A 382-nucleotide genomic window follows, 5' to 3' on the forward strand; every position below is an offset into this window, starting at 1 on the left:
AATAACGCCGTGGCAGACGGTACGGACACCACGCGCGTCAGGGTGACGGTGAAAGACGCCCATGAGAACCCGGTTGCCGGGCAGGTGGTGAATTTTGATGCCGGAACCGGCGTCATCATTCCGGCAACGGCAGAGACCGGGAAGGATGGTACCGTCACCGTCAGTCAGACCAGCCTGAAGGCCGGGGAGTTTCAGGTAAACGCGACCATTGGCGATAACTGGTTACACGCAAAATCTGTTCTGGTGACGTTCACGGCTGACAGCAGCACGGCAAAAGTCAGCGCGCTGGAGGTGATCGACAATAACGCCGCGGCAGACGGGACGGACACCACGCGCGTCAGGGTGACGGTGAAAGACGCCCACGAGAACCCGGTTGCAGGAC

General features: G+C 60.5%; 1 protein-coding gene. It reads left to right on the forward strand.

Annotation, left to right across the window (positions count from 1 at the left end; genetic code table 11):
• Positions 1–382, forward strand: a 382-nt coding sequence (locus IM273_RS21835) for an Ig-like domain-containing protein (protein WP_193055625.1), incomplete at both ends; no start/stop codon positions are given.

Origin of the sequence: Enterobacter cloacae complex sp. P13B, from assembly GCF_014895915.1 — a bacterium.
Lineage (GTDB): Bacteria > Pseudomonadota > Gammaproteobacteria > Enterobacterales > Enterobacteriaceae > Enterobacter > Enterobacter bugandensis.